The organism is Nostoc sp. FACHB-190 (assembly GCF_014696905.1).
Taxonomy (GTDB): Bacteria; Cyanobacteriota; Cyanobacteriia; order Cyanobacteriales; family Nostocaceae; genus Nostoc_B.
In genome coordinates this window covers 36,179-53,888 of sequence record NZ_JACJQW010000025.1, presented here as the reverse complement: position 1 = coordinate 53,888, position 17,710 = coordinate 36,179, and the positions used below count along the sequence as shown (strand labels likewise).

Below are 17,710 nucleotides of genomic sequence, written 5' to 3'. Positions count from 1 at the left end.
ATGGCAACTTACTATCTTTATGGCACAATTTTAACCAACGAAGCAGTTGCAGCAAATAATCGAGGTGATAATTTAGGTAACACTACAACATTACAAAAAGTATTTCATCAAGATGATTTACATACTAGCGTTTCCGGGGAAACAATTCGCTTCTCTATGCGCTATCGCTTTCAGCTAGAGAATCCAAAATCAGTCAACCGCACCTATCATCCTGACTCTGGGAAACTAGAATATGCAGATGAAAAACGCCAAAATTGGGACCCTACTAAAGATGTATTCATTGATGATGATTTGATGGGGTTTATGGATGCTGAAGCTGCTGCAAAGGAAAAAGAAGAGGAAATTGAAGAAGATGAATTAACTGCAACAGATAAACCTACAAAAGGTAAAAAAGAAAAACCGAAAGGAAAAACAACCAAGCGCCAAAGTCCTCTAGCAGTAGGAAGAGCCATTAGTTTGCGTCCTTATCGAGGTGAACTATCTTTTAACTGTGTAAGTGGAGAAAAGAAAAAAGGTCAATTATCTTTGTACAGTGCAGAAATGCACACAACAGAATATCAATATTCCTTTGGGTTAAATTTAAATGATGTGGTTAAAAAACAGCATATTGGCAACTTTATTGATGCCATTATTGACCCACCACCAGTTGCTGGTAATCATAGCCGTTTTGCTTATGATTTTTCACCTGCTTCCATAATTTTTCGCTTCACTAATGCCCATTCTTCTAGAATTCAAAATTGTTTTGAGCATGATATTGCTAATCAAACTTACACCCTGCAAAAACTAATTCGACGAGTGGAAGCAGGAGATATCTCTGCGAGTGAATTGATTGTTGGTGGCGACGTTTATCATACTGAGGAAGGACAAAAACTCCAAGAATTGCAAGTAAAAATTTTTCCTGGTGTCTATGCTGCGGCGCAACAAGTTCGTCAACAAATAGCTGCAATAGGTGGAGATTACAAAGTTGTAGGAGAAAAATAGTGATAACATTGCATATTGAAGTACCCTATGCTAGTTTTCGCCAATCCTATGCCCGTTCTTTAGCAGAAACTTATCCATTTCCTCCTCCTGCGACTGTTTACGGAATGTTGTTGTCGCTGGTGGGCGAGTATTTCCGTGCTAAACATTCTGGTGTAAAACTTGCCTTCGCCTATGCAAAACAACCAAAAATTGCTACTACACTTCGCAAATTTAGCCGATTTAAATATGGTGTGGCTAGCAAACAATCAAAGTTAGGAAATGCACCAGATTTTGTTGATACTTTGTGCGAGATCAAGTTCCTCTGCTGGGTAGATAGTTCCGCAGAAAGCAGTCAAGAAATCACTTTAGAGTGCCGGATTCAGGAAAGCTTACAATTTCCAGAAAGAGTTACCAGAACTGGGATTCTTAGTTTAGGTTTAAGTGACGATGCTGTTAATGATGTCTCACTCATTTCTGAGAGTCAGGAAAAATGGCACTGGTTAACTCCTGCTGGTAATGGAAAAATTGAATTACCAATTTGGGTTGACCATATTGGTTCTATTAATACACGCTGGCAAAGGTATAGTTTTGATGTGAATCCATCAATCATAAATCATCAACCTCCGCCAGAAAAATTTACCCCAATCATCGATCCTCATTCTTACAAACTCTCTAAGCTGAATATGGGCGATCGCCTAAACTAAAAGTAAGCATATTTAACCCATATAACACCTATGCTTCAGTCTTCTCATCAACGCCTAACCTTAGAGGAATTTCTGGCACTTCCAGAAGGTGATATTACATACGAGTTTGTGAATGGTGAAGCTGTACCCAAATATAAAAACGATGAAATGTCACCAAAATTCTTTCATTCTAAGGTTCAAAAAAGTTTACTAATTCTTCTAGACCAATGTTTGCACAGTCAAGGTCATGTACAAGTTGAATGGGCTGTTAAATTAAAACTGCAAAATCAAGATTGGATGCTTGTACCAGATTTGACTTATGTTTCCTATCAGCGTCTTTCTGCTGATTGGCTATTAGATGAAGCTTGTCCTGTCGCACCGGAATTAGTAATTGAAATTATCTCTCCTGGTCAAACCTTTGGGGAAATTGCCGAAAAAGCAACTGATTATCTCAACGCTGGTGTTTCTCGTGTTTGGGTAATTGATCCAAAAGCTAGAACCATAACTGTATTTGCGCCATCTTCTTTGCCGATTACTTATCGTTCTCATCAAATAATTACTGATGATTTACTACCAGAATTGGAAATTACCCCTAACGCAATCTTTCAACGAGCCGGGTTAAATCCCTAAAATTATATTTCCTCTGATGTCGTAAGGCGTTTAACTAATCCAAAAAAACCTTACAGACATATATGCAAATTCTCGAACATTTTGAAATCTCCGCCAAACCCGAAACTATCCGCGTTTCTGCCCTGCACGCCCTTGCTTACTGCCCTCGGCTGTTCTACCTTGAAGAAGTTGAAGAACTTTACACCCAAGATGCAGCCGTATTTGCTGGACGCAGATTACACGCCGAACTAGAAAAACAGGAAGATGAAGAATGGGAAGAACTATTTCTCGAAAGCGAAGAATTAGGTTTGCGTGGTCGGCTTGATGCGCTTCGCACTCGTGATGGACAAACGATACCTTACGAACATAAACGCGGTCGCGCTCACCGGGATGAAAATAATCAGCCCCAGGCTTGGGAAAGCGATCGCCTACAAATTCTCGCTTATGCTTACCTATTAGAATCCGCGCATGGAATCACTGTTCAGGAAGGCCGCATCCGCTATCACGCCGATAATGTAGTTGTTCATGTGCCACTAGATGAAGCAGGACGTTTAAAAGTCAAAGAAGCAATCCAACAAGCCAGGATTCTCAGACAATCAACTTACCGACCACCTGTAATTGATAATGAACGATTGTGCGCCCGTTGTTCTTTGGCTCCGGTTTGTTTGCCAGAAGAAGCGAGACTTGCCCATAATCGAGAGTGGCAACCAATTCGCTTATTTCCTGAAGATGACGAACGCCAAGTAATTCACATTTTAGAACCTGGGACAGCTGTAGGCAGAACTGGAGAACAAATCAAAATTAGCCGTCGCAATCAACCTGTTGAAACAGTTCCGGCGCGTCAAATAGGACAACTTGTGCTGCACAGCTTTTCGCAAATTTCTACCCAAGCACTACACTTTTGCGCTGCTCAGGACATCGGAGTGCATTTTATTTCCGGGGGTGGTCGCTATCTTGGCAGTTTTGACACCCGACAAGGTAGTATTCAACGCCGTATTCGTCAGTATGCGGCACTGAGTAATCCTGATGCTTGTTTAGAGTTAGCCCGTAAACTGGTCATTTGTCGCGGTCAAGGACAACGCAAATTCTTAATGCGAGGTGCAAGAGGAAAAACCAAGACAGATAAATTAGAAAAAGCGATCGCACAAATGAAAGCGGTTCTCAAACAAGTTCCGCAAGCAAAGTCTCTAGAATCGCTTTTAGGATATGAGGGAAATCTGGCTGCTTTATATTTTGGTGCTTTACCCGATTTGATTTCGCCAGAAGTACCAAAAGAATTACATTTTGCTGGCAGAAATCGTCGTCCACCACTAGACCGATTCAACGCCATGCTGAGTTTTGGTTATGCCTTGCTACTCAAAGATGTGATGAACGCGATTTTAACTGTTGGGTTAGAACCTGCTTTGGGATTTTACCATCAGCCGCGCTCGCAAGCTGCACCCCTAGCGTTAGATTTACTAGAAATATTTCGCGTGCCTTTGGTAGATATGATTGTGATGGCTGCGGTTAACCGGGGTCAATGGGATGCCAAAGCAGATTTTGAGATTCGCGGAAAGCAGGTTTGGTTAAGTGAACTTGGGCGGCGTAAATTTGTTGAGTTATACGAATCTCGCAAACAAGAAAGCTGGAAACATCCTGTTACTGGTTACTCCCTTACCTATCGCCGTTTATTTGAGTTAGAGGTGCGACTGTTAGAAAAAGAATGGTCTGGTGAGGGTGGTTTGTTTGGTCAATTAATTTTGCGATGAGGTGCAGCAATGGGTGAATCACAAAACTGCTACCTGATTTGCTACGACATTCGCGATCCTAAACGTTGGCGGAAAGCTTACAACTTACTTCAAGGATATGGCGAAAGGATGCAATATTCTATTTTCCGTTCTTGGTTGACCATGCGATCGCGCGAAAAATTACGTTGGGAACTGGAAAAAATTCTCGCCCCAGAAGACAGTCTATTATTAATTCGGCTGTCCAATCAGTGCGTTAATTCTATTCCGGCTTACAATCGTCCCGGCGCTTGGACAAGTCAAGAAGAACCTTACCGGATCGTCTAAAAACATGGATCTGAGTTTGTGGAACATGAAATACAACTCAAGCAGGATAAAAACCTGACTGGGCTTGCTTTTGAGCTTTTTTAGGTGAACAGGAGGTGCTTGCATTTTTTTGCGTGAGGTCAAAACCTAGTTCTGGTAAGCGTTCTAAGTTGAGACGGAAACTTGAAAGTTTAACTTTTGGTAAGCAATTGACTTCTTTTGTTGCTTTTTTACTTAGATGCTTGCAAAATAGCAACTGAGTGGTCTGATGACATGGGTTTGAGCGATCGCTCTGATTAAACCTTTGATGCCGTAAGGCGTTGATCACAGAACAAAAACCATAAACTATGCTGTCTGGATTGTCTGATTAAACCTTTGATGCCGTAAGGCGTTGATCACGCAAACAAAATAGCCAAGGCATATAAGGAAACCGAATTCTGATTAAACCTTTGATGCCGTAAGGCGTTGATCACTAAATCTGTATGCGCCATGAGTACTTTAGAAGCCGTCTGATTAAACCTTTGATGCCGTAAGGCGTTGATCACTATTCTAAGTTCTCAAATCTGCGTTGATTAAATAGCTTCTGATTAAACCTTTGATGCCGTAAGGCGTTGATCACGAGAAAAAACTAAGGTAGTCCGTATTCCCTCCTCTACTGATTAAACCTTTGATGCCGTAAGGCGTTGATCACTCATTTATTTGTCGGCGTTCTTCCCGGTCGAACTTCCTGATTAAACCTTTGATGCCGTAAGGCGTTGATCACGCGTACAAGGTGCGATCGCTTTTCAATTAAAATCTCTGATTAAACCTTTGATGCCGTAAGGCGTTGATCACAACAATAGCATAATTATCAGAGAATGTTTTCTGGTACTGATTAAACCTTTGATGCACTTGGTAGGTAACGTTGATTTGCTTAGTCATATTAGAGAATGTTTTCTGGTACTGATTAAACCTTTGATGCCGTAAGGCGTTGATCACGAAATTGGCGCGATCGCTGTTTTGACAGATGCTATCTGATTAAACCTTTGATGCCGTAAGGCGTTGATCACTATTTACCAGTAAACTCAGAAGCGAAAGGACAGTACTGATTAAACCTTTGATGCCGTAAGGCGTTGATCACTTTCAATCGCTACTTGTTTCTCTATATTTAATATAGCTGATTAAACCTTTGATGCCGTAAGGCGTTGATCACAAAGCTTTAATGGTGAAATCAATGTTTTCGTTGATGTCTGATTAAACCTTTGATGCTGTAAGGCGTTGATCACGACAATAACTATCAACTGTCAACGAAACTTTTTGTAATTAGTCTTGTCTATAAAACTAATTGATTAGTTTATCAGGAATATATATGCGATCGCCTATCGTAATCGGTACAGGATTACTTGTATCTATAATTTTAAATACCCAAGTATTTGCAAAATCTACAGTTAATTTACCACAAATCACTGCCCAGAACTCTCAGCAACAAATATTAAATCAAAATAATCAAAAGACAAACTCAGGGCTGATTACTCTGCAAAGAACAGCCTGCTATGGTACTTGTCCCATTTATAAAATTACCATCTTTCCTGATGGGAGAGTTGTCTACGAAGGGGAGCGTTTTGTAAAAGTTGTAGGTAAAAGAACTGCCAGAATTAGTCCCCAAGCAGTAAGAAGATTAGTTGCAGAATTTAATAAGGTAAACTATTTTTCATTAGCAAATAGCTACCAAGGTGGAAGGACAGATGCGCCTTCTGCAATTACTTCTTTAACTATCGGTAAACGTCAGAAAACTGTTAATCATTATCTCGGTTCACCAAACGCACCGCAAGCACTAACAGCTTTAGAAAATAAAATCGATGCTGTTGTAAATTCTCAGCGTTGGGTTGGTTCTAAAAATGAACAAACACCAAATCCCAATGATGCTAATTCCACCCAACTCAAAGTTAATCGTCAATTGTGGAATCAGCAAAAGCTAAATAACTATCGTTTTACGTTTAGCCGGAGTTGTTTCTGTTTACCCAAAGCGACACAACCAGTAGTGATTACAGTGCGTAATAATCAAGTTGCTTCTATTACACCTGTGAATAATAACGAGCCAGTTGATACAGAATTGTTTCAACAGTATAATTCAATTCCCAAACTGTTTGGCATAATTGATGATGCGATCGCCAAAAAAGCATCTAGTCTCAACGTCAAATATGATCCGCAATTTGGCTACCCGACGCAAATTAATATTGATTACAACCAACAAATTGCCGATGAAGAAATATATCTGACTATTAGCAATCTTGAACCTTTGAAGTAAGTTCTTGCACAGAGTAAATTATCCTTGGGGGTGTACAATCGTATACTCCTTTTATTTTGCAAGTCATACCTAGGACTGACGCATTGACAAAAAACTAAATTTCAGATTCTCTACCCCTGAGTACCAACTATCTTCTGCTACTAACCTTGGTTTTACACCCCACTAATTGAGAAATCAACTCTTATCATCTTAACTGAACCGTAGTGCTATGTAGACAATGCCTAACAAAAAGCCTGAGTAGTCTGATAAGTTTTAAGTACTGAGTGCTGAGTGCTGAGTCATGATAGATGCTTCCGCTTCCTCACTATTGCAGGGAAGGGTGACAGTCACAATAGTATATTCGTAGGGCTTACTGTCAATTTTCAGGGTACCACCGTGCAGTTCTGCTAATTTTTTGGCAATGATTAAGCCTAACCCAGAACCTTGTTGTTCATGAAGTTTGCGCTCAAATTGCCGATAAGCACCTAATTCCGCAATTTGCTCTCGGCTCATTCCCCGGCCGCGATCGCTAAAAGATACACTAAAGCTATTATTAATAGTTTTTGCTGTAATTTTAATCGGCGTACCACTGACAGAAAATTTTAAAGCATTATCCAGTAACTCTTCAATAATTCTGGTAATCTTGCTCACCGAAATCTTGACAATACAAGGCGATAAGTCAATTTGCATATCATCTTCTCTGCCAGCATTTTTAACTTTTTCACCTATCAAATTCGTCAAAACTGGTGTAGGAAACTCTGTTGACTGCTTTTGAATTTCCCTGACTCGCTGCGGGTCTGTGGCAATAATTTCTAATTCTGCGTAGAGTAAAAATTTTTGAATTAAATGAAATAAACGTTGACTTGATTGATGAATAAATTCTGCCATTTCTTTGATTGATGGTGCATCTAGCAGTTCACTTTCTTCCATCAGAATTTGCGAGAAACCCAAAATCCCATTCAGTGGGGTGCGTAATTCATGAGGCAGTGACAAAGTAATGCTAGTACGTAATTTATCAAGCTTATCTTGAGTTTGTTGATAAATTGCTGTTTGTTTTTCTAGCCGACAAGTAATAGCTGTTAATAATTCTGTTCGAGAAAATGGTTTAACAATGTAATCATCAGCACCTAAATCCATACCTTTGCGAAAGTCTGGTTTCTCTGATTTAGCCGTTAAAAAAATGAAGGGAATAATTGCTGTTTTTGGGTTTTGGCGTAATTCTTTCAGGACTTCATAACCATCGATTTCTGGCATCATTACATCACAAATCACCAAATCAGGAACTTCGGTTTGTGCTAACTGTAAACCAAAGTAACCATTTTCGGCAGTGATGACGTTGAAATTTTCTGCATAAAGTAAATCTACTAAATTTTGACGCACATTTATGTCATCTTCGATCACTAATATTTTATTCATATATTTAATTAAATGTGAATAAGTATAAAATTTTTAAAATAGGTTTTAGATAGCTTTTATAAATAAGATATGACATAAATTTTTCACTATATGCACCCATCTTGCCTTGAAATAACCAATTGAATTATATATTTAATTATCTTTAAGAAATACGAAAATTTCATGTAATCAAAACAGGGATTATAAATTTTATATAAACTTAGATATATAAATGTCGATTACTCCATAAAAAATTCTCAAATTCTGGTGCTGGTAATGGACGGCTAAATAAAAAACCCTGCATATAATCACAGTGCGCCTCACGCAAAAAATGCAATTCGTCTTCTGTTTCTACACCTTCAGCCACTACTTGCATATTTAGGTTATGTGCCATTTCAATTAAAGCTTTAGTAATGGCTGATTTTTGATAATCAACAGCTACATTATGAATAAAATAACGGTCAATTTTTAAGGTATTAATCGGTAAGTTTTTGAGATATATAAGTGAAGAATAGCCTGTACCAAAATCATCAATAGCAATTTTTAAACCTAAAGATTTTAATTTATTCATAGTAGCGATCGCACTATTGATGTCTTGCATAATCATACTTTCAGTTAGTTCAATTTCTAAATATTGGGGTTCCAGATGATTATTGTGTAAAAAATAAGTAATTTTTTGGATTAAGTCTGGCTGATGAAATTCTATCACCGACAAGTTAACGGTCATTTTCAAATAAGCAATGCCGACATCATGCCAAATCTTAATTTGTTTACAAACATTTTGTAATACCCACTGATCAATCGGGACAATTAACCCTGTAGATTCGGCAATTGGGATAAATTCTGTGGGAGTAACTAAACCTAATTCTGGACTTTGCCAACGTAATAAACTTTCAGCCGCAACAATTTGTCCAGAAGCGATATCCACAATTGGTTGATAATACACCTCAAATTCGTGAAATTTTTGTTTCTGTACCACCTGTTGTAAATTCATTTCCAACAACTGAATTTTGGGTGAAACAGTTTTAGTGAAATTTGTTGGATGAGAGAGATATTTTTTTAAAGTAGCTTGTCTTTCTAAGCGGTTCATAATTGCACTTAGTAATTCTGCCCGCGTAAATGGCTTAGTGAGATAATCATCCGCACCCATATCCATACCTTGGCGAAAATCAGACTTGGCAGATTTAGCTGTTAAAAAAATAAAGGGAATGGTTGCTGTTAATGGGTCTTTTCGTAGTGCTGTTAATACTCCATAGCCATCAACTTCTGGCATCATCATGTCACATAAAATTAAGTCTGGAGCCTCAGAAAATGCCAAATCTACACCTGTTTTGCCATTAGCAGCAGCAATTGTGTGAAAATCCTCTGCTTCTAGTAAATCCAACAGGTTTTCCCGGACAGATTCTTCATCTTCAATCACCAAGATTTTAATCATCTTTTTCCTCAATTTGCATTGTGTGATTTAATGGCAGAGAGACAGTAAAGGTAGTACCTACTCCCAAAGAACTAGTCACAGCAATTTGACCTTGATGTATATCCACACACTTCTTGACAATTGCCAGTCCTAACCCAGTTCCGAGAATATTGCCTACATTTTTAGCACGATGAAAAGACTCAAACAAATGTGGTAGGTCTTCGGGAGGAATCCCAATTCCTTGGTCTTGAATTTCTAAGATTACTTGTGCATTTGTACAAGTTATGTTTAATTTAACAGTACTCCTCTCTGGAGAATATTTAATGGCATTCGAGAGTAAATTATTCAGAATATGTCCGAGTAATTTTTCATCCATACAGCATGATATAGCAGGATATTGACTCGTAAACGCAATCAAGCAGCGATTGTTTTGATTGAGTTGTGCTTCTTCAATGATGTGATGACAGTAAGCTACTAAGTCAAAGGTTGTGGGTGTATATTCTAGTTTTCCTGCTTCTGCTTTCCCAATTACTAAAACATCATTCAACATTTCATTGATGCGGTTGACTGCGGCTTGAATGCGATGCAGGTGAGTAATTTGTTTTTCTTCTGTCCATTTATGGCGATAATGTTCGAGTAATTCCGCAGATGACAAAATCGTACTCAACGGTGTGCGAAATTCGTGAGAAGTCATCGAAACAAACCGAGATTTCAGTTCATTCAGTTCTTTTTCTTTTTCTAGGGCAACTCTGAGTTCCTGTTCTAGTTGCTTGCGTTGTGTGATGTCTGCTAAATAACCAACCATTTCCACTGGATTACCTGCATCATCCCGGACTAGTTTACCTTGGTCAGATACCCAACGGTAAGTACCATTTTTGTGGAGAAAACGATATTCTAAGCTGTAATGTTCTTGCTGTAAGATTTTATTGAATTCGGCAAACACATGCTTCACATCTTCGGGGTGGATATGGTTTGACCAAAAGTTGGGGTCTTCTGTGAAGTCCTGTGGTTGATAACCAGTGATGGAGCTAATATTGTTGCTGACAAAGGTAGGGCCAAAATTCGCGGCGGCTTTGCTGGTGTAAATTACCGCCGGACTGGATGAAAGTAAGTATTGCAGTCGCTGTTGACTGACTAATAAAGCTGTTTCTGTTTGTTTGCGTTCAGTAATATCTGTTTGAATGCCGATGTAATGGGTGAGTATGCCATCCGTGTCGTAGACAGGAGATATATTGAGTTCATTCCACCACAGACTGCCATTTTTACGACAGTTACGCTCAACTACAGTGTAGGGTCGACCAACTTGCATGGCAGTATGGAGTTCTTGTAAAACAGATTGTTCCATATCTGCGCGTTGGAATAAGCCAAAGCTTGTACCGATGACTTCATCGGCGCTGTAGCCTGTCATCTGTTCATAGGCTGGATTAACGTAAATAATTGGGCCGTTGGGAATACTGGCATCGGCAATGATAATTCCATTACTGCTGGCCGCGATCGCTCGATCACGGAGTTTTAATCCTTCTTCGGCTTGTTTGCGCGGTGTCATATCCGTATGGATAGCAACCAATCCGGTAATTTTACCAGTACTATCTTTAATGGCGTTAGCCCGTAAATAAATGTGTAATAGCAGCCCACGACGAGTTTGCATGGTCACTTCACCCCGCCATGACTCACCATTGGCGATCGCAGTTAATACTTGATTTAACTCTTGCGGATACTTGAAAATACTCTTTGAACCGCCCGCCGCTTGATATTCTTCTATGGTGTAACCGTATATTTCCGTAAATCCCGAATTAACATAAGTGATGTTACCTGTGATATCCGACATACACACAGCATCACTAGTACTTTCAATGGCTTTTTGAAAGCACGTTAAAGATTCCTCCGCTAATTTGCGTTCTGTAATATCTGTAGATAAACCACAAACCGCGTAACACACCCCATCGGCATCTTTTAAGGGGAACTTCACCGAAAAGTAGGTGCGTACTCCATCCTCTAGGGGGACAAATTCTTCTACTTTGATGGGCAAACCATGAGTCATTACCTGAAGATTATTCTTTGCAAACCCATCGGCAATTTCTAATGGCCACAAATCATAAACACTTTTCCCGATAATTTGCTCTTGGGTGATGTTGAGTAGTTGTTGTATATAACGGTTAACCAACATAAACCGATGGTTGGTATCGAAGATATAAATCGCCGCCGCCGAGTGATCTAAAATTGCCTGGAGTTGTTGTTGAGTTGCTTGTAAGACTGTCTCAGCTTGTTTACGTTCAGTAATATCTCGATTTGTGCCACGATAGCCAATGAATTTGCCATCTGTATCAAAGACCGGCACGCCACTGGTTTCTAACCAAACTAAATGTCCGTCTTGATGAACTTGGATGTTTTCTAAACATTTAAATGGTTGTGGTGAGGCGAAAATTGCCTGAAAACCGGGGGCTAGGGTTTCATGCAATTCTGCTGGCATGAAATCTAGGGGTGTTTTTCCTAAAACTGCTTCTGGTTCGTAACCCAAAATGTCTTGAATTTTGGGACTGACGTAAGTATAAACACAGTTGAGATCCACTTCCCAGATGACATCGTAGCTAGATTCAACTAAGTTACGAAAGCGTTGTTCACTGTTTTTTAGAGCTAATTCGGCTGTAACGCGGTCATCAATGTCAGTATTTGTGCCGAACCAAGTGTAAATTTCACCTGCTTGATTTCGCCAAGGGATTGCTCGTACGAGATGCCAGCGATATGTTTGATCTGTGCCTCTGAGCAAGCGAAACGCACCTTCCAATAGTTGACCTGTAGCTAAAGATGCTTGCCAATTTGCTACACACTGGGGTATATCATCGGGATGTACCCATTGCTGCCATCCTGAACCACAAACCTGCTCTGGAGTGCAGCTATGATAGTCGAGAGCTTTTTGGTTAACGTATTCGATGCTACCATTGGCATTCGCCATCCACACATGCTGGGGTATGGATTCGGCTAATAAACGAAAGCGTTCTTCACTGATTTGTAAATCAGCCTGTGCTTGTTGGCGTTCTGTAACGTCTTCTACTGTCCCCAACAGGCCAATAACATTACCTGCAACGTCATGGATAGGGATTTTACTAATTTCTATCCAAGTGTGTTTGCCATTCACTAGTCGCAGGTATGAAATCAGATGATGTTCTGGTTGATGAGTTGCCATTACTCTGGCATCGCATTCATGGTGAAAGTCTGCTTCTGATTTATTTGCCAGAAATTCATCGACGGTTTTGCCAATAATATCTTCTGGTTTTTCCACACCCACAATTGTGGCAAAGTTACGATTACAACCCAAAACCACAGAATTGCAATCCTTCCACATAATGCCTTGAGGAATGGCATCCATGACTAATTGCAACATACTTTGAGACTGCCGTAATTGGGCTTCAATCATTTGACGTTCGGCAATTTCCGTTAATAATTGCTGATTGGTTTGCTGTAGGGCGGTGGTGCGCTCTCTAACTCGCTGTTCTAATTCTTGGTTGGCTTGTTTGAGTGCGGCTTGTGTTTGTTTGAGTTCGGTGATGTCTCGTCCTTCACTAATCAGGAGGATGATTTGGCCTGTTTCATCTTTGAGGGGTTTGAGGGAAAAATCTATGGTGCGGACTGTTTGGTTAGCACCTAAAATATCGACTTCGTAACGGATAAATTCTCCCCTGGACGCGATCGCAATTGCTTGTTTTAATTGCTGTGGAATAGTAGGTGAACTCTGCCACCAGGGAGTTTCCCAAAACAATTGGCCGAATACATCTGGCGCTTGTAGTTCTCCAAAATCAAGTAATGTCTGGTTGGCTTCGAGTAATTTGCCTTCTGGAGTGAGTAAGCCAGAAAACTGAAATGTGCCATTGAAAATTGCCCGGAATCTTCTTTCGCTTTCGTGCATGGCGGCTTCTGCTTGGATGCGTTCAGTCACATCTACATCTATAGCGACGAAGCGATAGATTTGTCCATAATCATTTTTGAGAGGAAAGATTTTGCTAGAAATCCAGCGTTGCTCACCATCAGGGCGGACAATCTGGTATCTTTCATCAAAACATTCGCCAGTGAATAACTTTTGAAACGCTGCCATGACGCGATCGCGGTCTGATGGCTCAATGGCGGCAAAATATGATTGAGGATCTGCCATGAGGCGATCGCAACTTCTCCCCCAAATTTTTTCATAAGCTGGGCTAACATACTCTAATTTTTGTTGAGTTGCATCCCAGACATAAAAAGCTTGGGGTAGATTTTCGGTTAATTGGCGAAATAATTCTTCACTTTTCTGTAATGCTGCTTCTGCCAATTTACGCTCGGTAATGTTGCGGTGAATAGCCAAAAAGTGCGTGACTTGTGCTTGATCATCTTTAATCGGCACTAAGTTCATATCCACCCAATAAGTTGAGCCATCCTTGCGATAGCTAAGTAACTCGGTTCTAATGGGCAACCCTGCTTGTACAGCCGCAAACAGTCGATTCATTTCTGTAGGGCTAGTTTGTTCACCATGTGAAAATCGCGGTGTTTTTCCCATGACTTCTTCTAGGGTGTAGCCAGTCATCTGCGTAAATGCTCTATTGGCATAAACTATCCTTGGTTCTATCTGGCCGTTATTGAGGTGAGCGGCTGTAATTAAAATTGAATCGTTGGCATTGACTACGGCTGACTCTAGTAAACGCAGTCTTTCGGTTTCGGCGCTGCTTTGAGTTGATTGTTCTAGTACTTGACAAATACTTTTGGGTGTAACCGTGCCGATTAGTTGACCTGCTTCATCAATAATTGGCAAAATATTTAACTGATGCTGATGTAACAGTGATAATACGGCAGTGATATCCTGAAATTCAGATATTTTCAGTGTAATTACAGGAGATTGCATCACCTCCGTAATTTTAGTATTTTGACAGTCAATATTTGCAGCTACAATTTTCACCACATCTTGTGCTGTCAACCGTCCTATTACTTGGGAAACTGAAGCTACTAGCACATCCACACCACACTTTGCCATCAGCGAGATTACCTCTGATACTGTTGCTTCCGGCTGAACCGTTAGTGGCGAAAAGTCAATTACAGCCTCTAAGCTGTGGAGCCAGAGATTTTGTTCTTGAGTATACATAGATAATCACGATAGCTATCATCAATGAATAGTTATCTCAACTTATATATTCCCGTATGTTCTGGGATTGGGCAGGTAAATTAATAATATTATCCTAATGAAAAATACTGTAAGTATAATGTAAATTTTGGATGAAGAAATCAAAATATTAAGAATGGTTAATATAGCAATTCGATTTGGTTTCCGAATTGACTTGTGTGGGAGGGAAGTAGGGAGTGGGGTGGGGAGTGGGGAGTGGGGAGTGGGGAGTGGGGAGTGGGGAATGGGGAGTATGAGACTGGTGAACTCAAGGTTTTAAAGGTGATGTGTTTAACCCATCGTTAATTGACTAACAGCCTCATAACTCCTCATAACTCCTTACTCAACGTAATTGCGATCGCCTCTCGCCATAACGCAACAATCTTTCAATGGTGGCTAGGCGATTTTCCCACACTTTGACTTGATAAGGGTTATTAGTCCCGGCTTCTCGCATCCAAATGCGAAATTGCGTCTGGAAGCGAGTTAAAGAAGCTTTAGCTGTAAGTAGTTTAGCGGGAGAAGGTGCAGCCGCCAATTGCGTTAACGCTTTTTCGACTACTTCGATTTGATTGTTAAAATCAGCAATGTTAATGGCTGGGAAGGGGATTTGCTCGTTTTGGATGACTAACTGCCATTCACGTTTTAACAATCCATAACGCACCACGGCTGTTTCAAAAGGTTGGCGTAAGGGAATTGGTTCATCAGCCACCGATGGCAGTTTACCTTGAGTACTATTAAAGATTTTCAGCAAATCATTATTAAAATTCTCAGCCGCAAACAAGGCATAACCACTAGCAGGTAAATCTCGAATCAGTTGTAATTGGTCAAAGGCGGCTAAATTTGGTAACGATAGTAAACGAATTCCTGGTACTAATAAAGTTGAACCCAACTGACTAGAAGCTATCCAAGGTTGGGCAAGACGTTGGAAACGGGCAGTATCTTGAGCATAAGTCATCGGGACAATTACATCTATATCGCCTCGCCTCGCCCACACTTCCCAATGTTGTTGGAGTTTCTGAATCCGTTCTCGTTCTGGTAGGGGAAACACCGCCACCGACAAAATTAAATCTTCCCGCTTTTGCCGCACCATTGCTGAGACTTCGGCCACAAAGCTATCGATTTGTTGGGTGCGAAATTCTGTCCACTTTTGCCATAACTCGGTTTGGCTAGGGGAAATTGTCAAGGGATCGACACCAGTTAACTGTTGAAATTGCGCTCTGGCGGCTTTGCCATAGCCGTAAATTCTGCCAGCCAAGGGATCTTGGAAGGGATAGCGAATGTAATCTAGCTGCAAACCATCTACTTGATATTCGCTGACAATTTCCTCAAACAACTTCAGAAGATATTGGCGCAATTCTGGGTTAGCTGGATCAAAAAATGGTTTGGTTTGACCAGGGGGAATGGTGTTACCTTTGTTGTCGTAGTTTGCCCAATCGGGATGGGCGGCTAGGACTGGCCCTGGATAATCGGGATGAACATTAATTACTTGGTTGTGGCGTTGGTTCCCGGCGGCAAAAGCCCACACCCAAGCATGTAATTCCATATCACGTTCATGGGCTAATTTCACCGCCACGGCTAAGGGGTTCCAGCCTCGAATCAGGGGGTTTTGCTGGGGTGCAACTTTACTGGGGTAAATGGGATAACTGGCGTTGAGGGTTTCAAAAAAAACCGTGTTAATCCCTGACTGTGCCAAGCGGTCAAAAATTTCGGCTAATTTTTTTTCACTACCAGCCCGGACAATTGTCCCCCTATCTAACCAGACGGCGCGGATTTCGGCGGGGGCTAATCTTCGGTTCAGGGGAAAATGTTTCCACAAATTGGTTCTGGTGGCTAACCATTGTTGCCGGACTAGGGCATAGTTTTTATTGGCGAGGAGTTGGGGAATGTTTTTGGCGACTAGTCGCGCTTGGGCAATGGCTTGTTCTTTACTCTGGCTAGATAACCCTGGTCTGGTGGAGGCGACACGGGTTTCATCTTCTTTCAGGGACTGGGGGTTGCTGGTGATGGCTTCGTCCAGATTTGCTGTGTGAACTGCGGCGGCTAAATGGGCGCTTTCTACCCGACTAATTAAATTTTCTAATTCTTGCTGGAGAGCGATCGCTTCTTTTTCATCAATAGGTGCATTAGAATTTGGTTCGACATTCCAATGTACTGTTTGTTCTAGTTGGTCAATGGCTTCGGCTTGGGATGATGGCCGCGGGGCGCGGGGAATGAATGGTACTTGGGGAACTACAGGCGGAATATTCGCGGTAGCAGTCTCGATGGTGGTTGCACAGCGAGAGTCAGCCCCAGGAATTTTTTGCTGTCCTGAAGATGAGGCAGTGAGATGATGATCAATGGCAGCTTTTAACCAAGCATTATCTAATTCAAAACTGGAAGCTGCATCTGTTCCCCAACGCCAGCCGAATAAGGTAGACCATTCTGTACTGACAACGGCGGCGGGATTATCTTGGGCATTCCAAACGGCGGTGGCTTGACTAGCCCCACCTTCAGGAATAATCACACCGCCACGCACTTGCCCAAATAGTTCTTTTTGGTTAGCCCATTTTTGTGGTTTAGTGGTGGCTGGTTTGATTTGTTGTGTTTCATCTAAACCAAAGCCCCAATAACTCCCCAAGAGCGATCGCAATAACTGTCGGACTCCTGGTGCTGATAAACTGCCGACAGGGCCACTGGCAATGACTTTACCGCCTTTACTCACCCAGGATTCTAACGCGATCGCTTGGGCTGGGTTTATCGTTTCGACGTTGGGTAGAAATAATACTCTGCGATCGCCCCAATCAGCACCGCTTCTCACTTGTGTTAAGGGAATTACGCAATACCTCACCCCAAGTGCTTGTAAGCGTTTAGTAATTCCTGTCCATTGCTGTTGGTTTTCTGCACTCTGGACTACACTGAATACAGGTTCTGCATCTGCCGCCCTGACTGATAAAATATTAAAACTAGTTAAACAATTAATCATTAAAAAGTTAAAACTAAAAATGAAGAATCTGGCTCTTTTGGTGACTTTGATTGCAGTTTCCTGATTCTTCACTTTTAATCCTCACTTTAATTTAGTATTTAACAGTACTTATTATTTATCATTCAGCATAACAATAAAATGCCTCCGAAAAACAACTGATGTTTTTATATTTGTCAAATAAAAGTTAGGATTCAAAATTTAGGTTTTAACGAACCGCAAAGGGCGCAAAGGACACAAAGAAGAAGAGAGAAGAGAGAGAAGAAAAA

10 protein-coding genes, 1 pseudogene and 2 CRISPR repeat arrays are annotated in these 17,710 nt (G+C 40.9%); of the genes and pseudogenes, 6 read left to right on the top strand and 5 right to left on the bottom strand.

Annotated features, from left to right (window positions below):
• From H6G28_RS23685 to H6G28_RS36445, 6 genes are all read left to right on the top strand, one after another.
• Positions 1-981 carry a DevR family CRISPR-associated autoregulator gene (locus H6G28_RS23685; RefSeq protein WP_190674700.1) on the top strand — a complete coding sequence of 327 codons (981 nt, stop codon included), beginning with the start codon at positions 1-3 and terminating at the stop codon, positions 979-981.
• Entirely contained in the window at positions 981-1,664 is a 684-nt protein-coding gene (gene cas5 / locus H6G28_RS23680; RefSeq protein WP_190674696.1) for a type I-MYXAN CRISPR-associated protein Cas5/Cmx5/DevS, read from the top strand. Before H6G28_RS23685 ends, cas5 begins: the two co-directional genes overlap by 1 nt.
• Before the next feature lie 30 nt (positions 1,665-1,694).
• A complete protein-coding gene (locus tag H6G28_RS23675) occupies positions 1,695-2,273 on the top strand; it encodes a Uma2 family endonuclease (protein ID WP_190674693.1) in 579 nt (192 codons plus the stop codon).
• A gap of 62 nt (positions 2,274-2,335) precedes the next feature.
• Entirely contained in the window at positions 2,336-4,000 is a 1,665-nt protein-coding gene (locus tag H6G28_RS23670) for a type I-MYXAN CRISPR-associated endonuclease Cas4/Cas1 (protein WP_190674690.1), read from the top strand.
• 9 nt (positions 4,001-4,009) lie between these two features.
• Positions 4,010-4,303, top strand: coding sequence for a CRISPR-associated endonuclease Cas2 (gene cas2, locus H6G28_RS23665; RefSeq protein WP_190674688.1), 294 nt, complete (start codon positions 4,010-4,012; stop codon positions 4,301-4,303).
• A 271-nt stretch (positions 4,304-4,574) separates the two neighbouring features.
• Positions 4,575-5,116: direct repeats of the CRISPR family, unit length 36 nt; unit sequence CTGATTAAACCTTTGATGCCGTAAGGCGTTGATCAC.
• Between the two features lie 107 nt (positions 5,117-5,223).
• Positions 5,224-5,547: a CRISPR direct-repeat array (repeat unit 36 nt; unit sequence CTGATTAAACCTTTGATGCCGTAAGGCGTTGATCAC).
• Between the two features lie 83 nt (positions 5,548-5,630).
• Positions 5,631-6,569 (top strand): DUF6174 domain-containing protein, encoded by a 939-nt coding sequence (locus H6G28_RS36445; protein WP_199332923.1) that lies wholly within the window; start codon positions 5,631-5,633, stop codon positions 6,567-6,569.
• Positions 6,570-6,821: 252 nt separating this feature from the next.
• Here H6G28_RS36445 and H6G28_RS23655 read toward each other — a convergent pair whose 3' ends face one another.
• The 5 genes and pseudogenes from H6G28_RS23655 to H6G28_RS23640 form a co-directional block, all read right to left on the bottom strand.
• On the bottom strand, positions 6,822-7,964 hold the full coding sequence (locus H6G28_RS23655; protein ID WP_190674685.1) for a hybrid sensor histidine kinase/response regulator: 1,143 nt from the start codon (positions 7,962-7,964) through the stop codon (positions 6,822-6,824).
• 199 nt (positions 7,965-8,163) lie between these two features.
• The gene (locus H6G28_RS23650; RefSeq protein ID WP_190590916.1) at positions 8,164-9,378 is read right to left on the bottom strand and encodes an EAL domain-containing response regulator; all 1,215 of its coding nucleotides are present in this window, start codon (positions 9,376-9,378) and stop codon (positions 8,164-8,166) included.
• On the bottom strand, positions 9,371-12,772 hold the full coding sequence (locus tag H6G28_RS23645) for a PAS domain S-box protein (protein WP_524538617.1): 3,402 nt from the start codon (positions 12,770-12,772) through the stop codon (positions 9,371-9,373). The genes H6G28_RS23650 and H6G28_RS23645 overlap by 8 nt, the downstream gene beginning before the upstream one ends.
• 111 nt (positions 12,773-12,883) lie before the next feature.
• A pseudogene (locus H6G28_RS37955) lies at positions 12,884-14,227 on the bottom strand (PAS domain S-box protein); the annotation flags it as partial.
• Positions 14,228-14,825: 598 nt separating this feature from the next.
• Positions 14,826-17,516 (bottom strand): family 10 glycosylhydrolase, encoded by a 2,691-nt coding sequence (locus tag H6G28_RS23640; protein WP_190674679.1) that lies wholly within the window; start codon positions 17,514-17,516, stop codon positions 14,826-14,828.
• Positions 17,517-17,710 lie beyond the last annotated feature (194 nt).